The sequence below is a fragment of the Lutibacter sp. genome (assembly GCF_021647475.1).
In the GTDB taxonomy this organism is placed as follows: domain Bacteria; phylum Bacteroidota; class Bacteroidia; order Flavobacteriales; family Flavobacteriaceae; genus Lutibacter.
In genome coordinates this window covers 21737-34773 of record NZ_JAKIUR010000005.1, presented here as the reverse complement: position 1 = coordinate 34773, position 13037 = coordinate 21737, and the positions used below count along the sequence as shown (strand labels likewise).

The following is a 13037-nucleotide window of genomic DNA, read 5'->3' as shown; positions in this document are numbered from 1 at the left end:
TATTTAACTTAATTTGCCTGAATTATTTAACAAAAACTTAAATATTTTAATAACATCCTTAAGACTTCTATAAGATAATTTATTTTTTTTAACAAACTGAATAAGTTTTTCTCTTTCTAATTTATCATCAAATAAACTAATTATATTTTTTTTATTTAATTCTATCTTTTTAAATTTATTGTTTATTTTAACAAGATACTTGTAAGACAATAAAGCTTTAGACTTACCTACCGAACCATCTATTCTATTTTCTATTCCTTTTTGATATGTAATATCATGTTTTTTTAGAAATAAAAAATTACCTTTTTCAAATAAGACTTCATAAAAAGAATTACCTATTTTTTTAAATAACAAATTATTGATAAAAACAGAATCAATTTCAGAATTTTTAAATGAAAAATACTTTTTCCTACTAATTCTACTTTCAAAAGAATTAGTTGTGATATCAAAATTTATATTTGAAAGTAGATATCTTTTATTATTAACAAATAAAATTCCATTATTATTCCATTTTTGAAAAATGTATAAATCTCTATTTTTATCTTTTATACTACCAATAAACTCAATTCCTTCGTTTGTGATTAATCTACTTTCAATACGTTTAATTGAAATTCTTTGTGCATTTGAGTTGTTATATAAAAAACATAATATAATAACTAATTTTAATCCTTTTTTCATATTAATTCTTTACGTTATAATAAAAAAAGGATAAGCTAAAACTTAGCTTATCCTTTTTTTATGAGTTAATAATTAACATTAATTATCTTCCTTTTCTTCAACAGTAGTTTCAACTTTAGCTTCGGTAGATTTTGATTTACCTCTACGAGTTGTTTTCTTTTTCTTTTTACTGTTTGGATTGTAAGTGGTGTTATAATCTACCAATTCAACCATCGCCATTGGTGCATTATCTCCTTGGCGATTACCTAATTTAATAATTCGTAAATATCCACCTGGACGATCTGCTACTTTTACTGAAACTTCTTTAAATAATTCGGTAACAGCATATTTATTTCTTAAATAACTAAATACAACTCTACGATTGTGTGTAGTATCTTCTTTTGATTTTGTAATCAATGGTTCGGCATAAACTCTTAAAGCTTTCGCTTTAGCAACAGTTGTATTAATACGTTTATGTTCTATTAAAGAACAAGCCATATTAGCTAACATAGCTTTTCTATGAGCAGTTTGCCTTCCTAAGTGATTAAATTTCTTTCCGTGTCTCATCTCTTATGCTTTGTTAATTAAAACTTTCGTTTTAAATTAATCTTTATCTAATTTATATTTGCCTAAATCCATTCCAAAATTTAAACCTTTATTATGAACTAATTCATCAAGTTCTGTTAAAGATTTTTTTCCAAAATTACGGAACTTCATTAAGTCATTTTTATTGAAGGATACCAAATCTCCTAAAGTATCAACCTCAGCAGCTTTTAAACAGTTTAATGCTCTAACTGATAAATCCATATCTACCAATTTAGTTTTAAGTAATTGACGCATATGCAATGATTCTTCATCATATGTTTCAGTTTGAGCTATTTCATCAGCTTCTAAAGTAATACGTTCATCAGAGAATAACATAAAATGATGAATTAATATTTTAGCTGCTTCTGTTAATGCATCTTTAGGAGTTATTGAACCGTCGGTAGTAATATCAAAAATTAATTTTTCATAATCTGTTTTTTGTTCTACACGAAAGTTTTCAATAGCATATTTTACATTTTTTATTGGTGTGTAAATTGAATCTGTAAAAATAGTACCTAAGGCTACTCCTGATTTTTTATTTTCTTCTGCAAGAACAAATCCTCTTCCTTTTTCAATGGTAATTTCAAAATCTAGTTTAACAGATTTCTCCATATTACAAATTACCAAATCATGGTTTAACACTTGGAAACCAGAAATAAATTTTTGCAAATCACCTGCAGTTAATTGCTCTTGATTTGTAACAGAAATATTTACAGTTTCTCTATCAGAGTCTTCAATTTGTTTTTTAAAACGAATTTGTTTTAAGTTCAAAATAATTTCAGTAACATCTTCAACAACTCCTTTAATTGTTGAAAACTCATGTTCTATACCTTCAACACGAAGAGACGTTATTGCAAATCCTTCTAATGAAGATAATAACACTCTTCTTAAAGCATTACCAACAGTTAAACCAAAACCTGGTTCTAAGGGTCTGAATTCAAATCTACCTTCAAAATCGGTAGAATCAATCATAATTACTTTATCGGGCTTTTGAAAATTTAAAATTGCCATAATTGAATTGGTATCTTTAAAATTATTTAGAGTATAACTCTACGATTAATTGTTCTTTAATATTTTCTGGAATTTGGATTCTTTCAGGTACACTAACAAAGTTTCCTTGTTTAGTTTCTGAGTTCCAAGTTAACCATTCATAAACGTCAGATCTATTTGCTAGTGAATCTTCAATAGCAACTAACGATTTTGATTTTTCTCTTACTCCAACTACATCACCTGCTTTTAAAGAAAATGATGGGATATTTACAATCCCTCCATTAACTGTAATATGACGATGAGAAACGAATTGACGTGCAGCACTTCTGCTTGGTGCAATACCTAAACGATACACAACATTGTCTAAACGAGATTCACAAAGTTGTAATAAAATTTCACCTGTAATTCCTTTACTACTAGATGCTTTTTTGAATAAGTTAGAAAATTGTCTTTCTAATATACCATAAGTATATTTAGCTTTTTGTTTTTCGGATAACTGGATTGCGTATTCAGATTTTTTCCCTCTACGCCTATTGTTCCCATGTTGCCCTGGAGGATAATTTCTTTTTTCAAAAGCTTTATCATCTCCAAATATTGCTTCGCCAAACTTACGAGCAATTTTAGTTTTTGGTCCTGTATATCTTGCCATTTTTTATTATTAATGATAGGGATTATGAATTAAGGCTATCCTTCGATAATCAACAAATCCTATCGGTTAAAATTTAATTATACTCTTCTTCTTTTTGGAGGTCTACATCCATTATGTGGCATTGGAGTAACATCAATAATTTCAGTTACTTCAATTCCTGCATTATGAATTGATCTTATTGCAGATTCTCTACCGTTTCCTGGTCCTTTCACATACACTTTAACTTTTCTCATACCCGCTTCGTGTGCTACTTTAGCACAATCTTCCGCTGCTAATTGAGCTGCATAAGGTGTATTTTTTTTAGAACCTCTAAAACCCATTTTTCCTGCTGAAGACCAAGATATTACTTCTCCTTTTTTATTAGTAAGAGAAATAATAATATTGTTAAATGAAGCGGTAACATGTGCTTGACCTACTGCCTCAACAATAACCTTACGTTTTTTTGAACTAGATTTCGCCATTTTTTTTAGTTATTATTTAGTTGCTTTTTTCTTATTAGCTACAGTTTTACGTTTACCTTTTCTGGTTCTAGAATTATTTTTAGTTCTTTGACCTCTTAATGGTAAACCTGATCTGTGACGAATTCCTCTGTAACATCCAATATCCATTAAACGTTTAATGTTTAATTGAATTTCTGAACGTAATTCACCTTCAATTTTAAAAGAACCCACTTGCTCTCTTATGTTATGAATTTCATCATCATTCCAATCTTGAACTTTGGTGTTTTCATCAACTTTTGCTTCAGCTAAAATTTCTTTAGCTCTACTTTTTCCAATTCCAAAAATATAGGTTAATGCTATAACCCCTCGTTTATTTTTTGGAATATCAATACCTGCTATTCTTGCCATAATTATCCTTGTCTTTGTTTAAATCTAGGATTCTTTTTATTGATTACATATAATCTGCCTTTTCTACGCACAATTTTGCACTCGGCACTTCTCTTTTTTACTGATGTTCTAACTTTCATCGGTTTAATACTTTAATATCTGTAAGTAATTCTTGCTTTTGATAAATCATACGGACTCATTTCTAACTTCACTTTATCACCAGGTAATAATTTAATATAATGCATACGCATTTTACCTGAAATATGTGCAGTTACCACATGTCCGTTTTCCAACTCTACACGAAACATTGCATTAGACAAAGCTTCTGTTATTGTTCCATCTTGTTGTATGGCGGGTTGTTTTGCCATTATATTGCTGATTTTCGTTTAGTTCCTTTTTTCATTAATCCATCGTAATGACGGTTTAATAAATGAGAATTAATTTGTTGAATGGTATCAATGGCAACTCCTACCATAATTAACAATGATGTTCCACCATAAAATAACGCCCAAGAATGTGTTAATCCAAAATTAATAACAATAGAGGGCAAAATTGCAACCAATGCTAAAAATATTGATCCTGGGAATGTTATTAATGATAAAATACGATCTAATAAATCAGCAGTATCTTTTCCTGGTCTAATTCCAGGAATAAATCCACCACTTCTTTTTAAATCATCTGCCATTTTATTAGTTGGAATTGTAATTGCAGTGTAAAAATAGCTAAAAACTATTATTAAAAATGCAAACAAAAGATTATACCATACTCCAAACATATTTCCAAATTCTATTCCTATAGACTTAAAAATTTGATTATCTGATCTGGCCAATAATGCAGGAGCAAACATAATTGCTTGTGCAAAAATAATTGGCATTACACCAGAAGCATTTAATTGTAATGGAATATAGTCTCTAGCACCTGCAATACTTTTAATATTACCAGCAACAGATTTTCGAGCATATTGTACTGAAATTTTACGAACAGCAGTAACCAAATAAACACAAACCATAATTACTAAGAACCAAACTACAATTTCAATTAAAATCATAATTAATCCACCGTTTGAAGCAGTAATTTTTGAAACAGCTTCTTGTGTAAATGCACTTGGAAGACGAGCAATAATACCAATCATAATTAATAACGAAATACCATTACCAATACCTTTATCAGTAATTTTTTCACCAAGCCACATTGCAAAAATAGTACCCGCAGTTAATACCACCATAGAGGTTAACCAAAACATAGTTCCACTAATATAAAATGCTGATGATGGAATTAATTGATATATATTTGTAATATAAGCTGGTCCTTGAACCATAGTAATTGCTATAGTTAACCAGCGTGTAATTTGATTGATTTTTTTTCTACCGCTTTCCCCATCTTTTTGCAGTTTTTGTAAATAAGGAACCGCAATTCCCATTAACTGTACCACAATAGATGCTGAAATGTAGGGCATAATACCTAAAGCTACCACTGAGGCTTTTGAAAAAGCTCCACCAGTAAACATGTCTAATAAACCTAAAATACCACCACCACTCGTTTGATTATGCAAAGCTGCTTGTGCAACCGCAACATCAATACCTGGTAATGGAATTTGAGCAGCAAAACGATAAATTGCCATAAAGCCAAGTGTTAATAGAATTTTATTTCTAAGTTCTTCTATTTTCCAAATGTCTTGTATGGTTTGAATTAATTTTTTCATTTCGTTTTATTAATTATATCGTTTCAGCTGTACCTCCTGCATTTTCAATAGCTACTTTTGCAGTTGCAGTATATTTATGAACAGTTATATTCAATTTTGCTTTAAGCTCTCCGTTACCTAATATTTTTACTAAATCATTTTTGCGTGCTAAACGATTTTCTACTAATACGTCTAATGTAATAGTATCCTTTACTTTTTTAGCGTCAACTAATTCTTGAAGTTTATTCAAATTTACACCAACATATTCTTTTCGATTTATGTTTTTAAATCCAAATTTAGGAACACGTCTTTGTAAAGGCATTTGACCTCCTTCAAAACCTACTTTTCTTGAATAACCAGATCTAGATTTAGCTCCTTTATGTCCACGAGTTGCAGTTCCACCTTTTCCTGATCCTTGTCCTCTACCAATTCGTTTTCCTTGTGTTTTAACTGAACCTTTAGCAGGTTGTAAGTTATTTAATATCATTGCTTTATAAATTATTATTTAATTTCTTCAACAGAAACTAAGTGTTTAATTTTATTTACCATTCCAAGGATTGAAGGAGTAGCTTCGTGCTCAACAACTTGATCCATTTTATGTAAACCTAGTGCTTCCAAAGTTCTTTTTTGATTCTTTGGACGTCTAATTTTACTTCTAACTTGTGTTACTTTTATTTTTGCCATTGTACTTCCTGTTTTAACCATTAAACACTTTTTCTAAAGAAATACCTCTTTCTTTAGCAATCATACTAGCACTTCTAAGTTGTAATAATGCATCAAAAGTTGCTTTTACAACATTATGAGGATTTGATGAACCTTGTGATTTTGAAAGTACATCATGAACTCCTACAGACTCCAATACGGAACGAACTGCTCCACCTGCTATAACTCCGGTACCGTTTGAAGCTGGTTTTAAAAATACTCGTGCTCCACCAAACTTACCTTTTTGTTCGTGAGGTAATGTTTTGTTAAAAATAGGAATTCTAACTAAGTTTTTCTTTGCGTCTTCTATTGCTTTTGCAATTGCTGAAGCAACATCTTTTGATTTACCTAATCCATGTCCAACTACACCATTTCCATCTCCAACTACAACAATAGCTGAAAATCCAAATGCTCTACCACCTTTAGTTACTTTAGTAACTCTTTGAACACCTACTAAATGATCTTGTAGTTCTAAACCGCTAGGTTTTACTCTTTCTACGTTTTTGTATTTATGATACATATTCTAAAATTTTAAACCTGCTTCTCTTGCAGAGTCTGCTAGAGCTTTAACTCTACCGTGATACAAAAATCCATTTCTATCAAATGCAATAGTTTCAATTCCAGTTTTAATTGCTTTTTCAGCAACTGATTTACCAACTAATTTGGCAATTTCTGATTTTGATCCTTTTGATTCAATTTCTTTATCTCTTGATGAAACTGATACTAATGTTGTACCACTCTTGTCATCAACTAATTGAGCATAAATTTCTTTATTACTTCTAAACACAGATAATCTTGGTTTAGTTGCAGTTCCAAAAACTACTTTTCTAATTCTGTGTTTTATTCTTTGTCTTCTTTCAAGCTTTGATAATGCCATAATACTATAACTTATTATGCAGATTTACCTGCTTTTCTTCTTAATATTTCTCCTACAAATTTAACTCCTTTTCCTTTGTAAGGTTCAGGTTTACGGAAAGCTCTGATTTTTGCCGCAACTGCACCTACTAATTGTTTATCAAACGAAATTAATTTAATTATTGGATTTTTACCTTTTTTAGAAATTGTTTCAACTTTAACTTCTGGAGCTATGTCTAAAACAATATTATGAGAATAACCAAGGGCTAAATCTAATACTTGACCTTGATTTGATGCTCTATAACCAACACCAACAAGTTCCAATTCTTTAGTCCAGCCTTTTGATACACCAATAATCATATTATTAATTAACGCTCTATATAAACCATGTTTTGCTTTATGGTTTTTACTTTCAGATGGACGTTTTAAAACTATTTTTCCATCAACAAGCTCAATAGCAATATCGTCTTTAATTTCTTGTGATAATTCTCCTAACTTACCTTTTATTGTAACTACATTGTTATTAATTTCAAATGTAACTCCTTCTGGTAAAGTAACTGGATTATTTCCTATTCTTGACATCTTTGTTTAGCTTATTTATTAATATACAAAACATAATACTTCTCCACCTACGTGTTGTTGACGTGCTTGTTTGCTTGTCATCACACCTTTTGAAGTAGATACTATTGCTATGCCTAATCCATTTAACACTCGTGGCAACTCATCAGCACCAAAATATTTTCGTAATCCTGGTGTACTAACTCTTTGTAATTTTTTTATTACGGAAGCCTTTGTTTCTCTATTGTATTTTAAAGCTATTTTAATTGTTCCTTGAATATTATTATCTTCAAATTTATAGCTTAAAATGTAACCTTGATCAAATAAAATCTTGGTGATTTCTTTTTTAATTTTTGAAGCCGGAATTTTAACAACTCTGTGCCCTGCCATAATTGCATTTCTAACTCGTGTTAGATAATCTGCGATTGGATCTGTAATCATATTTATTAATTTGCGGTTTTGGTTTTCAATAATTTAATTGAACCTAAAACCAATTTATAATTTTACCAACTAGCTTTTCTAACTCCTGGTATTAGCCCTTGGTTAGCCATTTCACGGAAAGTTACACGTGAAATACCAAATTGCCTCATATAACCTTTTGGTCTTCCTGTTAATTTACATCGATTATGTAAACGAACTGGTGATGCATTTTTTGGTAGTTTTTGTAAACCTTCAAAATCTCCTGCTTCTTTTAAAGCTTTTCTTTTTTTAGCATATTTTTCTACTATCTTTCTTCTCTTAACCTCTCGGGCTTTCATTGATTCTTTAGCCATTTCTTATTTTTTTTTAAATGGTAAACCTAATTCACTTAATAATGATTTGGCTTCCTTATCAGTATTTGCTGATGTTACAAATGTAATATCCATACCTCCAATTTTATGCACTTTATCAATATCAATTTCAGGAAAAATAATTTGTTCTGTTATACCTAAATTATAATTTCCTCTGCCATCAAAACCATTAGCTTTAATTCCACTAAAATCTCTTACTCGTGGTAAAGCGGTTGTTACAAATTTATCTAAAAAGTCAAACATTTTATCACCTCTAAGCGTAACTTTTGCCCCAATTGGCATTCCTTTACGAAGTTTAAAGGTGGCAACATCTTTTTTAGATATTGTTGATATTGCTTGTTGTCCAGAAATATTGGTTAATTCTTCAACAGCATAATCAACTAATTTCTTATCAGCCACTGCAGCACCAACTCCTTTACTAATTACTATTTTTTGTAATTTAGGAACTTGCATTACATTTTTATAACTGAATTCTTCCATTAGAGCTTTAATAACTCTAGTTTTATATTCTTCTTTAAGTCTTGGTGTATAAGCCATATCTAAATTACTTTATCAGATTTTTTTGAAACCCTAACTTTTTTACCATCTTCCACTCTGTATTTAACTTTTGTGGTTTCTCCATTTTCAACTAACATTAAGTTAGAAATGTGGATAGAAGCTTCTTTTTTTACAATTCCACCTTGTGGATTTTGAGCACTTGGTTTAGTATGTTTTGATATTAAATTTACACCTTCAACAATGGCTCTATTTTTATCAATAAAAACTTCTACTACTTTACCTTGTTCACCTTTATGGTCTCCTGCCATAACTTTAACAATATCTCCTGATTTTATCTTTAACTTCATTTTCTTACTGTTTTATTAAAGCACTTCAGGTGCTAATGATACAATTTTCATAAATTGTTTTTCACGAAGTTCTCTAGCAACAGGTCCAAAAACACGTGTTCCTTTCATTTCACCAGAAGTAGCATCTAACAACACGCATGCATTGTCATCAAATCTAATATAAGATCCATCTTTTCTTCTAATTTCTTTCTTCGTTCTAACAACAACTGCTTTAGAAACTTGTCCTTTTTTAACGGTTCCATTTGGTGTAGCATCTTTAATAGATACAACTATTTTATCACCAATGGAAGCATAACGTTTTTTTGTACCTCCTAAAACGCGGATAATCAAAACCTCTTTAGCTCCTGTATTATCAGCCACTCTTATTCTTGATTCTGTTTGTAACATAATTATTTAGCTCTTTCTAGGATTTCTACTAATCTCCAACGTTTAGATTTACTCATTGGACGAGTTTCCATTATTTTAACAGTATCACCAATATTGCAATCATTTTTCTCATCGTGAGCCACATATTTTTTAGTGCTTAACACGAATTTTCCGTACATAGGATGTTTCACTTTTTTAACTTCAGCAACAACAATAGATTTTTCCATTTTATTACTTGAAACTACACCTATTCTTTCTTTTCTAAGATTTCTTTTTTCCATCTTTTACTTCTGAATACAATTATTGTAATTCTCTTTTAGTTAATTCTGTAGCAACTCTGGCTACATTTCTTCTAAGGACTCTCAATTGCATTGGAACTTCCAATGGTGAAATTGTATGAGCCATTTTTAGATCAATATAACTTTTCTTTAAACTTCCAAGTTTATCTTGTAACTCTTCCGTTGATAATTGTTTAATTTCTGATTGTTTCATTTTCTTAATCGGTTATTAAGCGTTATCAAAATCTCTAGCTATTATAAACTTTGTTTTCACAGGAAGTTTTTGTGCCGCTAAACGTAAAGCTTCTTTTGCTATATCTATTGATACTCCACCTACTTCAAATAGAATTCTTCCTGGTTTAACTACGGCAACAAAATATTCAGGAGCCCCTTTACCTTTACCCATACGTACTTCTAATGGTTTTTTGGTAATTGGCTTATCTGGAAATATTTTAATCCATAATTGACCTTCTCTTTTCATATGTCTAGTAGCTGCAATACGAGCTGCTTCTATTTGTCGAGATGTAAGTAAGTTTTGCTCTAAAGATTTGATACCAAACATTCCGTTAGAAAGTCGGTGTCCTCTATTTGAGTTTCCATTCATATTCCCCTTCCCCTTCTGTACTTTACGATATTTTACTCTCTTTGGCTGTAACATTTTACCTTCTAAATTTTAAAAATTTATTTTCTTCTACGAGGAGCTTGAGATCGTCTTGAGTTTCCTCTACCTCTATCTGATTTACCTTGTTTTTTAGATAAACCAACTAATGGTGATAATTCTCTCTTACCATAAACCTCGCCTTTCATAATCCATACTTTAACACCTAATCGACCGTAGGTAGTATGAGCTTCAACAAGTGCGTAATCAATATCTGCTCTAAAAGTTGAAAGAGGAATTCTTCCATCTTTATAGTGCTCTGAACGTGCCATTTCTGCACCATTTAAACGACCTGATATTTGAACTTTAATACCTTCAGCATTCATTCTCATAGTTGCAGTGATAGCCATTTTAATTGCTCTTCTATATGAAATTCTATTTTCAATTTGACGAGCAATACTTGAAGCTACTAAACGTGCATCTAATTCTGGACGTTTAATTTCAAAAATATTAATTTGTACTTCTTTTCCTGTAATTTTTTTAAGTTCTTCTTTTAACTTGTCTACCTCTTGACCACCTTTACCGATAATAATACCAGGTCTAGCAGTAGTGATAGTAACGGTTACAAGTTTAAGTGTACGCTCAATAATTACAGATGAAACACTTGCTTTAAATAATCGAGCATAAATATACCTTCTTATTTTATCATCTTCAGCAATTTTATCTCCGTAGTTTCTTCCTCCATACCAGTTAGATTCCCATCCTCTGATAATTCCTATTCGGTTTCCTATTGGATTTGTTTTTTGTCCCATTTCTACTTCTGATTAATTGCTAACATTTTTACTTCCTAAGATTAAGGTTACATGATTAGAACGTTTTCTAATTCTGTGTGCTCTACCTTGTGGAGCTGGTCTTAATCTTTTTAACATACTTGCACTATCTACAAAAATTTCTTTAACAAAAAGTCCTGCATCCTCAATATTTGAATCTTCATTTTTCGCTTGCCAATTTGCAATAGCACTTAATAATAATTTTTCAAGATTAATAGATGCTTCTTTAACATTAAATTTCAAAACTTGAAGTGCTTTTTCAACTTCAACTCCTCTAATTAAATCTGCAACCAAACGCATTTTTCTTGGTGATGTAGGACAACCTGTAAGCTTAGCAAAAGCTAATTGCTTTTTCTCCTCTTTTATTTGATTTGCTCTTATTTTTTTTCGAACTCCCATGATTTCCTACTATTTTTTGCCTTTATTTTTAGCACCAGCGTGTCCTCTATACGAACGTGTTGGTGAAAATTCCCCTAATTTATGACCTACCATGTTTTCTGTAACATAAACTGGTACAAACTGACGACCGTTATGAACAGCAATTGTTTGTCCTACAAAATCTGGAGTAATCATTGAGGCTCTTGACCATGTTTTGATTACTGATTTTTTTCCTGACTCTATATTTCTTTGAACTTTTTTATCAAGTTTATAAAAAACGTAAGGTCCTTTTTTTAATGAACGTGCCATATCTTAATTATTTTTTTCTACGTTCTATAATATATTTATTACTCGCTTTAACTTTAGATCTAGTTTTGAATCCTTTTGCAGGAATTCCATTTCTTGATCTTGGATGTCCTCCAGAAGAACGACCTTCTCCACCACCCATTGGATGATCTACAGGATTCATTACAACTGCTCTAGTTCTAGGTCTTCTACCTAACCAACGAGATCTACCAGCTTTACCTGAAACTAATAATTGATGATCAGAGTTTGACACCGCTCCAATAGTTGCCACACATGTAACTAAAATTAATCTAGTTTCACCTGAAGGCAATTTAATAGTTGCGTATTTTCCATCTCTTGCCATTAATTGAGCAAACGAACCAGCACTACGAGCAATAACTGCTCCTTGACCTGGATGTAACTCAATACAAGAAATTGTGGTTCCTAAAGGAATTTTGCTCAACAACATTGTATTTCCCACATCAGGAGTAGCTCCTTCACCTGAAATCACTTGTTGACCAACTTTTAAACCCGCTTGTGCTATTATGTATCTTTTAGCTCCATCTACATAATGTAAAAGAGCTATAAACGCAGTACGATTTGGATCGTACTCTATACTTTTAATAGTTGCAGGAACACCGTTTTTATCTCTTTTAAAATCGATAATACGATATTGTTTTTTATGACCACCACCTATGTAGCGCATAGTCATTTTCCCTCTGTTGTTTCGACCTCCAGATCTTTTATTCGGAGCTAATAAACTTTTCTCCGGCTTATCAGTAGTAATAGTGTCGAAGCCATTTACTACTCTAAAACGCTGACCTGGTGTTATTGGTTTTAATTTTCTAACTGACATTTTATCTTTTCTTAGATATTGCTATAAAAATCAATATTATCTCCTTCTGCTAACTGAACTATTGCTTTTTTATATCCACCAACTTTAGCTTGAACAACACCATTTTTAGTGTATTTAGACTTTCTTTGCATTGGATAATTCATAGTTTTCACACTTTCAATTGCAACCCCATAAACTTCTTCTATGGCATTTCTAATTTCAAGCTTGTTCGCTTTTTTATCAACTACAAATGCATAACGATTAAATAATTCGCTATCACTTGTTGCTTTTTCTGTTATAATAGGTTTAATTAAAATACTCATTTTG

27 protein-coding genes are annotated in these 13037 nt (G+C 30.8%); all 27 read right to left on the bottom strand.

Annotated elements, in window-relative coordinates; translation table 11 throughout:
* Positions 1-3: 3 nt before the first annotated feature.
* Positions 4-678 (bottom strand): hypothetical protein, encoded by a 675-nt coding sequence (locus tag L3J60_RS02180; protein WP_291973843.1) that lies wholly within the window; start codon positions 676-678, stop codon positions 4-6.
* A 78-nt stretch (positions 679-756) separates the two neighbouring features.
* A complete protein-coding gene (gene rplQ, locus L3J60_RS02175) occupies positions 757-1224 on the bottom strand; it encodes a 50S ribosomal protein L17 (protein WP_291973842.1) in 468 nt (155 codons plus the stop codon).
* A 36-nt stretch (positions 1225-1260) separates the two neighbouring features.
* Complete coding sequence (locus tag L3J60_RS02170; RefSeq protein ID WP_291973841.1) at positions 1261-2253, bottom strand: DNA-directed RNA polymerase subunit alpha; 993 nt, start codon at positions 2251-2253, stop codon at positions 1261-1263.
* A 22-nt stretch (positions 2254-2275) separates the two neighbouring features.
* Positions 2276-2881, bottom strand: a complete 606-nt coding sequence (gene rpsD, locus L3J60_RS02165; RefSeq protein ID WP_291973840.1) for a 30S ribosomal protein S4 — start codon at positions 2879-2881, stop codon at positions 2276-2278.
* A gap of 77 nt (positions 2882-2958) precedes the next feature.
* On the bottom strand, positions 2959-3342 hold the full coding sequence (gene rpsK / locus L3J60_RS02160; protein WP_291973839.1) for a 30S ribosomal protein S11: 384 nt from the start codon (positions 3340-3342) through the stop codon (positions 2959-2961).
* Between the two features lie 12 nt (positions 3343-3354).
* Positions 3355-3729: a 30S ribosomal protein S13 gene (gene rpsM / locus L3J60_RS02155; protein WP_291973838.1), complete on the bottom strand. Its 375-nt coding sequence runs from the start codon at positions 3727-3729 to the stop codon at positions 3355-3357.
* A 2-nt stretch (positions 3730-3731) separates the two neighbouring features.
* Positions 3732-3848 (bottom strand): type B 50S ribosomal protein L36, encoded by a 117-nt coding sequence (ykgO, locus tag L3J60_RS02150; protein WP_081932050.1) that lies wholly within the window; start codon positions 3846-3848, stop codon positions 3732-3734.
* 12 nt (positions 3849-3860) lie between these two features.
* Positions 3861-4076, bottom strand: coding sequence for a translation initiation factor IF-1 (gene infA / locus L3J60_RS02145; RefSeq protein ID WP_028887454.1), 216 nt, complete (start codon positions 4074-4076; stop codon positions 3861-3863).
* Entirely contained in the window at positions 4076-5410 is a 1335-nt protein-coding gene (secY, locus tag L3J60_RS02140; RefSeq protein ID WP_291973837.1) for a preprotein translocase subunit SecY, read from the bottom strand. The genes infA and secY overlap by 1 nt, the downstream gene beginning before the upstream one ends.
* 13 nt (positions 5411-5423) lie before the next feature.
* A complete protein-coding gene (gene rplO, locus L3J60_RS02135; protein WP_291973836.1) occupies positions 5424-5876 on the bottom strand; it encodes a 50S ribosomal protein L15 in 453 nt (150 codons plus the stop codon).
* Positions 5877-5890: 14 nt separating this feature from the next.
* The gene (gene rpmD, locus L3J60_RS02130; RefSeq protein ID WP_291973835.1) at positions 5891-6073 is read right to left on the bottom strand and encodes a 50S ribosomal protein L30; all 183 of its coding nucleotides are present in this window, start codon (positions 6071-6073) and stop codon (positions 5891-5893) included.
* 13 nt (positions 6074-6086) lie between these two features.
* Positions 6087-6611, bottom strand: a complete 525-nt coding sequence (gene rpsE, locus L3J60_RS02125; RefSeq protein ID WP_291973834.1) for a 30S ribosomal protein S5 — start codon at positions 6609-6611, stop codon at positions 6087-6089.
* 3 nt (positions 6612-6614) lie between these two features.
* The gene (gene rplR, locus L3J60_RS02120) at positions 6615-6968 is read right to left on the bottom strand and encodes a 50S ribosomal protein L18 (RefSeq protein WP_291973833.1); all 354 of its coding nucleotides are present in this window, start codon (positions 6966-6968) and stop codon (positions 6615-6617) included.
* 14 nt (positions 6969-6982) lie between these two features.
* Positions 6983-7528 (bottom strand): 50S ribosomal protein L6, encoded by a 546-nt coding sequence (gene rplF / locus L3J60_RS02115; protein WP_291973832.1) that lies wholly within the window; start codon positions 7526-7528, stop codon positions 6983-6985.
* 18 nt (positions 7529-7546) lie between these two features.
* Positions 7547-7945, bottom strand: a complete 399-nt coding sequence (gene rpsH / locus L3J60_RS02110; RefSeq protein ID WP_291973831.1) for a 30S ribosomal protein S8 — start codon at positions 7943-7945, stop codon at positions 7547-7549.
* Between the two features lie 62 nt (positions 7946-8007).
* Positions 8008-8277, bottom strand: coding sequence for a 30S ribosomal protein S14 (gene rpsN / locus L3J60_RS02105; protein WP_291973830.1), 270 nt, complete (start codon positions 8275-8277; stop codon positions 8008-8010).
* A gap of 3 nt (positions 8278-8280) precedes the next feature.
* Complete coding sequence (gene rplE, locus L3J60_RS02100; protein WP_291973829.1) at positions 8281-8832, bottom strand: 50S ribosomal protein L5; 552 nt, start codon at positions 8830-8832, stop codon at positions 8281-8283.
* Positions 8833-8834: 2 nt separating this feature from the next.
* Positions 8835-9140, bottom strand: coding sequence for a 50S ribosomal protein L24 (gene rplX / locus L3J60_RS02095; RefSeq protein WP_291973828.1), 306 nt, complete (start codon positions 9138-9140; stop codon positions 8835-8837).
* 15 nt (positions 9141-9155) lie between these two features.
* A complete protein-coding gene (gene rplN, locus L3J60_RS02090; RefSeq protein WP_291973827.1) occupies positions 9156-9527 on the bottom strand; it encodes a 50S ribosomal protein L14 in 372 nt (123 codons plus the stop codon).
* 2 nt (positions 9528-9529) lie between these two features.
* The gene (gene rpsQ, locus L3J60_RS02085; RefSeq protein WP_291973826.1) at positions 9530-9787 is read right to left on the bottom strand and encodes a 30S ribosomal protein S17; all 258 of its coding nucleotides are present in this window, start codon (positions 9785-9787) and stop codon (positions 9530-9532) included.
* Between the two features lie 19 nt (positions 9788-9806).
* Positions 9807-9998 carry a 50S ribosomal protein L29 gene (rpmC, locus tag L3J60_RS02080; RefSeq protein WP_291973825.1) on the bottom strand — a complete coding sequence of 64 codons (192 nt, stop codon included), beginning with the start codon at positions 9996-9998 and terminating at the stop codon, positions 9807-9809.
* Between the two features lie 15 nt (positions 9999-10013).
* Positions 10014-10442 (bottom strand): 50S ribosomal protein L16, encoded by a 429-nt coding sequence (gene rplP / locus L3J60_RS02075; RefSeq protein ID WP_291973824.1) that lies wholly within the window; start codon positions 10440-10442, stop codon positions 10014-10016.
* Between the two features lie 23 nt (positions 10443-10465).
* Positions 10466-11194, bottom strand: coding sequence for a 30S ribosomal protein S3 (gene rpsC / locus L3J60_RS02070; RefSeq protein ID WP_291973823.1), 729 nt, complete (start codon positions 11192-11194; stop codon positions 10466-10468).
* A 12-nt stretch (positions 11195-11206) separates the two neighbouring features.
* Complete coding sequence (gene rplV, locus L3J60_RS02065) at positions 11207-11611, bottom strand: 50S ribosomal protein L22 (RefSeq protein WP_291973822.1); 405 nt, start codon at positions 11609-11611, stop codon at positions 11207-11209.
* Positions 11612-11620: 9 nt separating this feature from the next.
* Entirely contained in the window at positions 11621-11899 is a 279-nt protein-coding gene (gene rpsS, locus L3J60_RS02060; RefSeq protein WP_291973821.1) for a 30S ribosomal protein S19, read from the bottom strand.
* Between the two features lie 7 nt (positions 11900-11906).
* Positions 11907-12731 carry a 50S ribosomal protein L2 gene (gene rplB, locus L3J60_RS02055; protein ID WP_291973820.1) on the bottom strand — a complete coding sequence of 275 codons (825 nt, stop codon included), beginning with the start codon at positions 12729-12731 and terminating at the stop codon, positions 11907-11909.
* A gap of 11 nt (positions 12732-12742) precedes the next feature.
* The gene (gene rplW / locus L3J60_RS02050; protein ID WP_291973819.1) at positions 12743-13033 is read right to left on the bottom strand and encodes a 50S ribosomal protein L23; all 291 of its coding nucleotides are present in this window, start codon (positions 13031-13033) and stop codon (positions 12743-12745) included.
* Positions 13034-13037 lie beyond the last annotated feature (4 nt).

What these genes read in the sequence shown, in the direction of transcription:
- rplR (WP_291973833.1), bottom strand. Translation starts at nt 6,968, where the DNA reads ATGGCATTATCAAAGCTTGAAAGAAGACAAAGAATAAAACACAGAATT.
- rplQ (WP_291973842.1), bottom strand. Translation starts at nt 1,224, where the DNA reads ATGAGACACGGAAAGAAATTTAATCACTTAGGAAGGCAAACTGCTCAT.
- rpsD (WP_291973840.1), bottom strand. Translation starts at nt 2,881, where the DNA reads ATGGCAAGATATACAGGACCAAAAACTAAAATTGCTCGTAAGTTTGGC.
- rplO (WP_291973836.1), bottom strand. Translation starts at nt 5,876, where the DNA reads ATGATATTAAATAACTTACAACCTGCTAAAGGTTCAGTTAAAACACAA.
- rpsS (WP_291973821.1), bottom strand. Translation starts at nt 11,899, where the DNA reads ATGGCACGTTCATTAAAAAAAGGACCTTACGTTTTTTATAAACTTGAT.
- rplB (WP_291973820.1), bottom strand. Translation starts at nt 12,731, where the DNA reads ATGTCAGTTAGAAAATTAAAACCAATAACACCAGGTCAGCGTTTTAGA.
- ykgO (WP_081932050.1), bottom strand. Translation starts at nt 3,848, where the DNA reads ATGAAAGTTAGAACATCAGTAAAAAAGAGAAGTGCCGAGTGCAAAATT.
- rplE (WP_291973829.1), bottom strand. Translation starts at nt 8,832, where the DNA reads ATGGCTTATACACCAAGACTTAAAGAAGAATATAAAACTAGAGTTATT.
- L3J60_RS02170 (WP_291973841.1), bottom strand. Translation starts at nt 2,253, where the DNA reads ATGGCAATTTTAAATTTTCAAAAGCCCGATAAAGTAATTATGATTGAT.
- L3J60_RS02180 (WP_291973843.1), bottom strand. Translation starts at nt 678, where the DNA reads ATGAAAAAAGGATTAAAATTAGTTATTATATTATGTTTTTTATATAAC.
- rpmC (WP_291973825.1), bottom strand. Translation starts at nt 9,998, where the DNA reads ATGAAACAATCAGAAATTAAACAATTATCAACGGAAGAGTTACAAGAT.
- rplP (WP_291973824.1), bottom strand. Translation starts at nt 10,442, where the DNA reads ATGTTACAGCCAAAGAGAGTAAAATATCGTAAAGTACAGAAGGGGAAG.
- rpsM (WP_291973838.1), bottom strand. Translation starts at nt 3,729, where the DNA reads ATGGCAAGAATAGCAGGTATTGATATTCCAAAAAATAAACGAGGGGTT.
- secY (WP_291973837.1), bottom strand. Translation starts at nt 5,410, where the DNA reads ATGAAAAAATTAATTCAAACCATACAAGACATTTGGAAAATAGAAGAA.
- rplX (WP_291973828.1), bottom strand. Translation starts at nt 9,140, where the DNA reads ATGAAGTTAAAGATAAAATCAGGAGATATTGTTAAAGTTATGGCAGGA.
- rpsN (WP_291973830.1), bottom strand. Translation starts at nt 8,277, where the DNA reads ATGGCTAAAGAATCAATGAAAGCCCGAGAGGTTAAGAGAAGAAAGATA.
- rpsK (WP_291973839.1), bottom strand. Translation starts at nt 3,342, where the DNA reads ATGGCGAAATCTAGTTCAAAAAAACGTAAGGTTATTGTTGAGGCAGTA.
- rplV (WP_291973822.1), bottom strand. Translation starts at nt 11,611, where the DNA reads ATGGGAGTTCGAAAAAAAATAAGAGCAAATCAAATAAAAGAGGAGAAA.
- rplN (WP_291973827.1), bottom strand. Translation starts at nt 9,527, where the DNA reads ATGTTACAAACAGAATCAAGAATAAGAGTGGCTGATAATACAGGAGCT.
- rpsE (WP_291973834.1), bottom strand. Translation starts at nt 6,611, where the DNA reads ATGTATCATAAATACAAAAACGTAGAAAGAGTAAAACCTAGCGGTTTA.
- rpmD (WP_291973835.1), bottom strand. Translation starts at nt 6,073, where the DNA reads ATGGCAAAAATAAAAGTAACACAAGTTAGAAGTAAAATTAGACGTCCA.
- rpsC (WP_291973823.1), bottom strand. Translation starts at nt 11,194, where the DNA reads ATGGGACAAAAAACAAATCCAATAGGAAACCGAATAGGAATTATCAGA.
- rplF (WP_291973832.1), bottom strand. Translation starts at nt 7,528, where the DNA reads ATGTCAAGAATAGGAAATAATCCAGTTACTTTACCAGAAGGAGTTACA.
- rpsQ (WP_291973826.1), bottom strand. Translation starts at nt 9,787, where the DNA reads ATGGAAAAAAGAAATCTTAGAAAAGAAAGAATAGGTGTAGTTTCAAGT.
- rpsH (WP_291973831.1), bottom strand. Translation starts at nt 7,945, where the DNA reads ATGATTACAGATCCAATCGCAGATTATCTAACACGAGTTAGAAATGCA.
- rplW (WP_291973819.1), bottom strand. Translation starts at nt 13,033, where the DNA reads ATGAGTATTTTAATTAAACCTATTATAACAGAAAAAGCAACAAGTGAT.
- infA (WP_028887454.1), bottom strand. Translation starts at nt 4,076, where the DNA reads ATGGCAAAACAACCCGCCATACAACAAGATGGAACAATAACAGAAGCT.